This is a genomic window from Actinomadura sp. NPDC049753 (assembly GCF_040674655.1).
In the GTDB taxonomy this organism is placed as follows: domain Bacteria; phylum Actinomycetota; class Actinomycetes; order Streptosporangiales; family Streptosporangiaceae; genus Spirillospora; species Spirillospora verrucosospora.
The window spans coordinates 1-6,941 of the sequence record NZ_JBFARL010000304.1 but is presented as its reverse complement, the minus strand read 5'-3'; the positions used below and the strand labels follow the sequence as shown (position 1 = coordinate 6,941).

The window sequence follows — 6,941 nt, the reverse complement described above, 5'->3', positions numbered from 1 at the left end:
CTTCGCGGGGCCGCGCACCCAGGCGGCCGGCACCGCGAGCACCTCGGCGCCCGCGTCGACCAGCAGCCTGGCCATCTCCGGGAATCTTACAGCAGCGGGTCGCGATCGCGCGGGCGGTCGCCGGGGAGCCCGCGCTGCTGCTCGCGGACGAGCCGACCGGCGCGCTGGACTCGGCGTCCGGCGACGGCGTGATGGCGCTGCTGCACGAGCTGCACGCCGCCGGCACCACCGTTGTGATCATCACGCACGACCGGGAGATCGCGGCGGCCCTGCCCCGCCGCGTCCGGATGCGCGACGGCCTGGTGGTGGACGACTCGTCGGGGGAGGCGGCGGGTGACGACTCGACGGGGGACGGCCCGCGCCTGGCGGAGGCGGCGCGATGACGGCCGCGACGCTGCGGCCGGCGCGGCTGTGGCCGGGCGACGTGCTCAGGGTCGGCGCGGTCGGCCTCCGGACCCGGCCGATGCGGGCGTTCCTGTCCGCGCTCGGCATCGCGATCGGGATCGCCGCGATGGTCGCGGTCGTCGGGGTGTCCTCCTCCTCCCGCGCCGACCTCGACCGGGCCCTGTCGGCGCTCGGCACCAACCTGCTGACCGTCTCGCCCGGCAACACCCTGACCGGCGAGAAGGCGCAGCTGCCCCTGGAGTCGGAGGCCATGGTGGCCCGGATCGCCCCGGTGCGGGAGGTCTCGGCGACCGGTCTGCTGGACGGGGTGAAGGTCTACCGGACGGGCAGGATTCCCGAGACGGAGACCAACGGGATCTCGGCGTACGCGGCCCGCACCGACCTGCGCGCCGCGACGGGGGCGAGGCTGCGCGGCGGCGTGTGGCTGAACGCCGCGACCGGCGGCTTCCCCGCGACGGTCCTCGGCTCGACCGCCGCGCGGCGCCTCGGGATCGGGCACGCGGCCCCGGACGTCCAGGTGCTGATCGGCGGCCGCTGGTTCACCGTGATCGGCATCCTGGAGCCGGCGGCACTGGCCCCCGAGCTCGACAGCGCCGCGCTGGTCGGCTGGCCCGCGGCGCAGTCCCGGCTCGGCTTCGACGGCCATCCGACGACGATCTACACCCGGTCGGCGGAGGCGAGCGTCGAGGACGTCCGGGACGTGCTGGGCGCGACCGCCAATCCGGAGGCGCCGAACGAGGTGGAGGTGTCGCGGCCGTCGGACGCCCTGGCGGCCAAGAAGGCGGCGGGCGAGGCGTTCACCGGGCTGCTGCTCGGCCTCGGCGCGGTCGCGCTGCTGGTCGGCGGCGTGGGGGTCGCCAACACCATGGTCATCTCGGTGCTGGAGCGCCGGTCGGAGATCGGGCTGCGCCGCTCCCTCGGCGCGACCCGCGGCCAGATCCGCACGCAGTTCCTCGCCGAGTCGCTGCTGCTGTCGGCGCTCGGCGGCCTCGGCGGCGCGGTCGTCGGCGCGCTCGTCACCGCCGTGTACGCCGTCTCCCAGGGATGGCCGGTCATCGTCCCCGCGTGGGCGGTGCTCGGCGGCGTCGCCGCGACGCTGCTCATCGGCGCGGTCGCCGGCCTGTATCCGGCGGTCCGGGCGTCCCGCCTCAGCCCCACCGAGGCGCTCGCCGCCACCTGACCGGGACATACATGCATGGACCGGACGGGACGGGTGAGATCTCAGCCATGGCTTCCACGGAGACCGAGCCCGTCACGATCGTGTTGACCTGGGACGTCAAGCCGGGCCGGGAGCGCGACTTCGAGGAGTGGGCGGAGGGGCTCCACGAGGTCGCGACCCGGTACTCCGGCCACCAGGGCGCCACCTGGCTGCGCGCGGAGGGGTCGCGGCACCGGTACTACACGGTCGTGAACTTCGCCGACCAGCAGAGCCTCGACCGGTGGCTGCACTCCGGCGAGCGCGCGGAGTGGATCGAGCGGGTCAGCGGGATCGCCGACGAGCACCGGCAGGACACCACCGGGCTGGAGACGTGGTTCAACCTGCCCGGCGAGTCCGTCCCGCCGCCCTCCAAGCTCAAGATGATCGTGGTCACCTTCTGCGCGGTGTACCCGCTCAGCCTGCTGCTGCAGGCGTTCGTCACACCGCTGACCGAGGCGTGGCCGCTGCCGGTGCGGGCGCTGACGTTCCCCGTCATCGTGATCCCGCTGCTCACCGTGTTCGTGATGCCCGGGCTCAGCCGGGTGTTCCGGCGCTGGCTCTACCCGATCGGGCGGAGGCACCGGCCGGCGAGACCCGGCCGGTGATCACGCCAGGAGTTCCCGCAGCTCCCGGACGGCCTCGCGGAGCCGGTCGGCGAACTCCAGCATCGCGTCCGCCACCGGCCGCGGAGTGCTCAGGTAGACGTTGAACCGGTCGGGGAGCAGGACGTAGGCGACGCCGATGCACTGCTCGCTCGTCGAGCCGAACCCGAAGTACCGGATGTTGACCGACGGCGCCGAGCTGGTGCTCAGGTAGTCGTCCCGCATGACGAGCCACCCCGGGGACTCGAACAGAGGGAGCGGCTCGGTGACGCCCAGCTCGGCGCCGCGCCGCTTCTGGATGAGCTGGAGCTCCCAGAGGTGCTGCTCGGGCGCCTGCCCCGCCTGGCACTCTCTGGCCCGCCGGACGTGGGCGTCGGCGGCGGCGCGGAACGCGTCCCGGCGCGCCCCGGTCTCCGACGCCGGGTCGTCCATGGCCTCGACGAAGCGGAGCACCTCGGGGGTGACGACCCGCATCGCCTCGGTCCGCCCGTTCCGGTACTGGCGGGTGGCGATCGACTCGTAGGTGGCGCCGACGCGGCCCTTGGCGCGCTTGTGGGCGAGCTGGTAGGCCATCTGGACGAACGCGTCCGGTGACATCTTCAGCTGCTTGATGCGTTCGGTGCCGAAGTCGTCGAACGACACGGTCGCGGTGGCCGTGGCCGCCCCGTAGGCGGCGAACGCCGCGGCGGCGTCGCCGATGTCGCGCCGCAGGGCGTCGTCGAGGGTGAACTCGATCGCCTCGACGACCGGGAGCCCCTGCGACCGGGCGCCCGACCGGTGCGACAGCTTCTCCGGGGATTCGCTCAGCAGCGCGTCGACGAAGCTGAGGATCGTGGTGCCGTCCAGGCCGCAGTGCTCCACGTTGATGCCCGCGGTGCCGTCCCCGAACACGACGAAGGAGACGGCCTTGTCGAACCAGCGGTTGGCGCTGTCGCCGTGGAGCAGGTGGTCGCAGGCGTCGAGGGTGTTCGCGGGGACGAAGTCCTCCAGGCACACGCAGAACAGCGCGGTCTCGACGTCGTCGAGCGCCTTGGCGTTGCCGAGGGCCAGCAGCGCCTCGCGGCTCGCCGCCCACTCGGCGCGGGCCTTGGTGGTGAGATGCCCGGCGGACGGCTCCGGCGCGGCCTGCGCCTTCATGACGGCGGCCAAACCCGCCCGCAGCTCCTCCAGCGTGTGGGGGCGGCCGTCGGGCCCCAGCACGTCCATCCGGATCATGTTGCCGCGGAAGAGCACCACGATGTGGCGGGCGTCCGAGGGGCCGGGCCACTCGGCGGTGTAGGGGGCGCGGACGGTGTCCTGCTCGGCGCCGGGGATGCGGGTGGTGGAGAACAGGTACCGGTTCTGCGCCATCGACAGCGGCCGGCCGCGCTGCACGACGGGCGGGATCTCCTCGCGGTCGAGCCGCAGCTTGTAGTCCAGCGCTCCGGCGACGAGACCGGCCGCGCGCTCGACCTGCCCCTCCGGCGACTCCTTGAACAGGAAGAAGAAGTTGGCGTTCAGCGCGATCCGGTCGCGGCGGCCGAGGTACCGGTAGGGCCAGAACGTGTCCAGCCAGCTGTCCACCCCCTCGCTCGCGTCGTAGCGCTCCAGCGCCGCGTGCAGCTTGCGGCCCGGCCCGCCCGGGCGGGCGAACGAGGCCAGCGCCGACTCCGTCCGGGCCCGCTCGTCCGCGGTCAGCAGCGGCCCGCACCATTCGAGGAACCGCTCGCAGGTCGCGTCGAGCGCGGGCAGCGGCACCCGCGGCAGGCGCTCCTCGTTGCCGAAGGTGCGGGACGACAGTTCTTCGCCGGCGTTCACATCGATCCTCTTGTTCTGTCGTTCGGACGGGAGACGTAGAGCTGCGCGTAGAACCAGCCGCCGGTCTCCAGGCCGCTCGGGTCGGCGCCCACTTCGGCGAGGCGGTCCAGGACGAGCGCCTGCTCCTGCGGCGTCGCGAACCGCCGCTGCCGGAACAGGCCGTCGTGGCGGACCGTCGTGTACCCGGCGGCCGCGAGCGCCTCGGCGACGGGGTCGAACGGGAACATGCGGAGCACGAAATGCGCCATCCACGGCCGGCGTTCCCCGTGCGCCTCGACGACGCGGGTGATGGTGCGCTCGGTGACGTATCCGAGGCACCCCGTCGAGATGACCACGTCCGTTCCGGCGAGCTGGGCGCGCTGCTCGGCCGTCGGCTCGCCGTTCTCCAGATCCGCGTGGACGGCGCCGTCGAGGAAACCGGCTTCGAGCGCGTAGGAAAGGGCGCTGTCGGAGGCGTCCAGGCCGAGGAAGCGCAGCCGGCTCGTCGTTTCACGTGAGCGGACCAACTCCCGGTCTCGGGCCAGCAGCCTGGCGCGGGTGTATCCGAGGGCGTCGGGACCGCCGTAGCGATCGTACAGGTCGGCCATCGTCACGCCGTATTTCAGCAGGGCCGCATTGATGCCGTAGGAGCAGCCGATATCGAGAACGGTGGGAACCGGGACACCGCGCGTCTCCCGGTATTCGGCGATGAGTCGCTGGAAGTGCGGTTTGGCCAGTTCCGGGATTTCGTAGTGGAGTTCGCGCAGCGTGCCGAAGTAGGCGCGGGGATCGGGGCTGGCGTAGATGTGGTCGAGCGAGATCTTCCCTGTGGCGTCCGTGCGCACGGGCGGGTGCCTCCTAGTCCAGCAGCCGGTCGACCCGGACGGCGCGTCCCTCCGCCGCCAGGTGCTCGGGCAGGACGCGGCCGAAGAGCTGCCTCGTGCGCGCGACGCTGCCGATGACCCCCGGGCGCTCGCTGTAGGCGAGGATCGCCGTGTGCCGCGCCGTGTCCCCCCGGACCGCGGCGACCCGGTGCAGCGCGTACCGTCCCTTGAACAACTGCAGGTCACCCGGGCGAAGCGTGAGCCGGCGGACGAGGTCGCCGCCGCGCCCGGTCAGCACGCGGCGCACGTCGCCGAAGTTCTCCGCCTCCGCCGATCTGATGTTCGGGCAGTACTCGAAGACGCCCCCGTCCTCGGGTTCCTGCGTCAGCAGGCTGACCGTGAACTCGTTGGTGTCAAAGTGCCAGGGATGCTCCATTCCCGGGTTGACGACGTTGAGGACGAGCCCCGACAGCGGGTCGGCCAGCTCGTGCACCCGGGGCAGCCCGAAGCAGGCCGCCACGAACCGCTGGAAGAGCCCGCTCGCGTAGAGCCGGTGGACGAGGAAGTCCGCGGGGATGTGGTCACGGGCGACGAACGCGTTGCCCCGCTCGACGGTGACGCGCCCCGGATGGTCCTCCGGCAGGGGCGTGCTCACATCGATGTTGTAGGCGTTCACCGTTTCGACGTCGTAATGCGCGTGCGGCGCGATCGCCCCGCATTCCGCGCGCAGCGCGTCCAGCAATGACGGGCGAATGAAGTCGGGCAGCACGCAGCAGCCCGTTTTCGCCAGTTCGGCCCTGGTCCGGGAAACGAGAACGTCCCAGCCGGCGCCCCCCGGCGCGGCCAGCGGATAGCGCTCCGTGTCGACGACCCCTGCGAGAGCCTCCGCTGCGCCCATGAAGATCCTTTCGCGGTCGGCGAACCCCAACGGGTTGTAGCACATTCCTTCCGCGAATTCCCGGCCGCGCTTTTACTTCGCGCTTTGTCATGGAATGATAAGCGCGGCCCGTGACCTGTGGCTTCGGAGGCTCCCGGGCCGGGGGGCGCGCGGCGGGCGGTGTGTCCCATCTCACCGGCCGTCCCCGGAGGCCCGCCCGGCTCCCGGACGCGGCGGTCGTGCGGACTTTCCACGAACCTTTCCTCACGCGGTGGCGTCACCGTCCTGTGAAGCATGATCTGAAGAGCGGCGGGAGCGCGGGATGGACTGGCGGCTGACGGGGTTCACTGAGGAGCGCGAGCTCGGACGGGGCGCGCAGGGACGGGTCGTCCTGGCCCGCCACACGGGGTCCGGGACCCCGGTCGCGATCAAGTACCTGGCCGCCGGGGACCCCGGCGCGGTCGGCGCGCTGCGGACCGAGGCGCAGATGCTGGGGCGCCTGACGAGCCCGTACGTGGCGCGCCTCTACCAGTTCGTGGAGGGCGAGCACGGCGCGGCGATCGTGATGGAGGCGGTGAACGGCGCGTCCCTGAAGGAGGTGCTGCGCGAGCACGGGGCCCTCGCCCCGGAGGCGGCGCTGCTCGTGCTGAAGGGCTCGCTGCTCGGGCTCGCGGCCGCCCACGCCGTCGGCGTCGTGCACCGCGACTACAAGCCGGCGAACGTCGTGGTGCGGGGCGACGGCCTCAGCAAGCTCGTGGACTTCGGCATCGCCGTCCTGGCGGGCGGCAGCTCGATGTCGGGGACGCCGGTCTACATGGCGCCGGAGCAGTGGCGCGGCGAACCCGCCAGCCCCGCCACCGACGTGTACGCCGCGACGTGCGTGTTCGTGGAGTGCGTCACCGGGCGGCGCCCCTTCGCGACGGCTGAGCGGGCGGCCCTGATGAACCAGCACCTCACCGCGCAGGTCGACGTGCGGGAGGTGCCCGAGCCGCTGCGCCGGCTCGTCCTGGAGGGGATGGCCAAGGACCCGCGGCAGCGGCCGCCGGGCGCGGCGGAGTTCGTCACGCGGCTGGAGTCCGTCGCCGTCGCCGCGTACGGGAGCGACTGGGAGCAGCGGGGCATGCGCGCCCTGGCCGCCGCCGCCGTCGCGCTGGTCGCGCTGTTCCCGCTCGGCGCCCTCGCCGTCACGCCGGGCGCGGCCACGGCCGGCGCGACCGCCGGCGCGGCGGGCACGGCGGGCACCGCCGGTGCGGGCGGCG

At 73.1% G+C, this 6,941-nt stretch carries 6 protein-coding genes and 1 pseudogene; 4 read left to right on the top strand and 3 right to left on the bottom strand.

What is annotated here, in order from left to right; all coding sequences use genetic code 11:
- The 3 genes and pseudogenes from AB0K37_RS39240 to AB0K37_RS39230 form a co-directional block, all read left to right on the top strand.
- Nucleotides 1-383 (top strand): annotated as a pseudogene (locus AB0K37_RS39240) (hypothetical protein); the annotation flags it as partial.
- Entirely contained in the window at nucleotides 380-1,585 is a 1,206-nt protein-coding gene (locus AB0K37_RS39235; RefSeq protein ID WP_363990478.1) for an ABC transporter permease, read from the top strand. The pseudogene AB0K37_RS39240 and the gene AB0K37_RS39235, both read left to right, overlap by 4 nt.
- A gap of 47 nt (nucleotides 1,586-1,632) precedes the next feature.
- Nucleotides 1,633-2,208 carry an antibiotic biosynthesis monooxygenase gene (locus AB0K37_RS39230; protein ID WP_363990476.1) on the top strand — a complete coding sequence of 192 codons (576 nt, stop codon included), beginning with the start codon at nucleotides 1,633-1,635 and terminating at the stop codon, nucleotides 2,206-2,208.
- On the opposite strand, the gene AB0K37_RS39225 is transcribed toward AB0K37_RS39230, so the two are convergent.
- The 3 genes from AB0K37_RS39225 to AB0K37_RS39215 are packed head-to-tail and all read right to left on the bottom strand — an operon-like array spanning nucleotide 2,209 to nucleotide 5,703.
- On the bottom strand, nucleotides 2,209-4,002 hold the full coding sequence (locus tag AB0K37_RS39225; RefSeq protein WP_363990475.1) for a choline/carnitine O-acyltransferase: 1,794 nt from the start codon (nucleotides 4,000-4,002) through the stop codon (nucleotides 2,209-2,211).
- On the bottom strand, nucleotides 3,999-4,826 hold the full coding sequence (locus AB0K37_RS39220; protein WP_363990473.1) for a class I SAM-dependent methyltransferase: 828 nt from the start codon (nucleotides 4,824-4,826) through the stop codon (nucleotides 3,999-4,001). The genes AB0K37_RS39225 and AB0K37_RS39220 overlap by 4 nt, the downstream gene beginning before the upstream one ends.
- Before the next feature lie 13 nt (nucleotides 4,827-4,839).
- A complete protein-coding gene (locus AB0K37_RS39215) occupies nucleotides 4,840-5,703 on the bottom strand; it encodes an arpA protein (RefSeq protein ID WP_363990471.1) in 864 nt (287 codons plus the stop codon).
- Between the two features lie 301 nt (nucleotides 5,704-6,004).
- Between AB0K37_RS39215 and AB0K37_RS39210 the strand changes: the two genes are divergently transcribed.
- Nucleotides 6,005-6,941: serine/threonine-protein kinase (locus tag AB0K37_RS39210; protein WP_363990468.1), on the top strand; the 937-nt coding region annotated here is incomplete at its 3' end.

Coding starts and splice junctions, on each gene's coding strand:
- AB0K37_RS39230 (WP_363990476.1), top strand. CDS start 1,633: ATGGCTTCCACGGAGACCGAGCCCGTCACGATCGTGTTGACCTGGGAC.
- AB0K37_RS39215 (WP_363990471.1), bottom strand. CDS start 5,703: ATGGGCGCAGCGGAGGCTCTCGCAGGGGTCGTCGACACGGAGCGCTAT.
- AB0K37_RS39235 (WP_363990478.1), top strand. CDS start 380: ATGACGGCCGCGACGCTGCGGCCGGCGCGGCTGTGGCCGGGCGACGTG.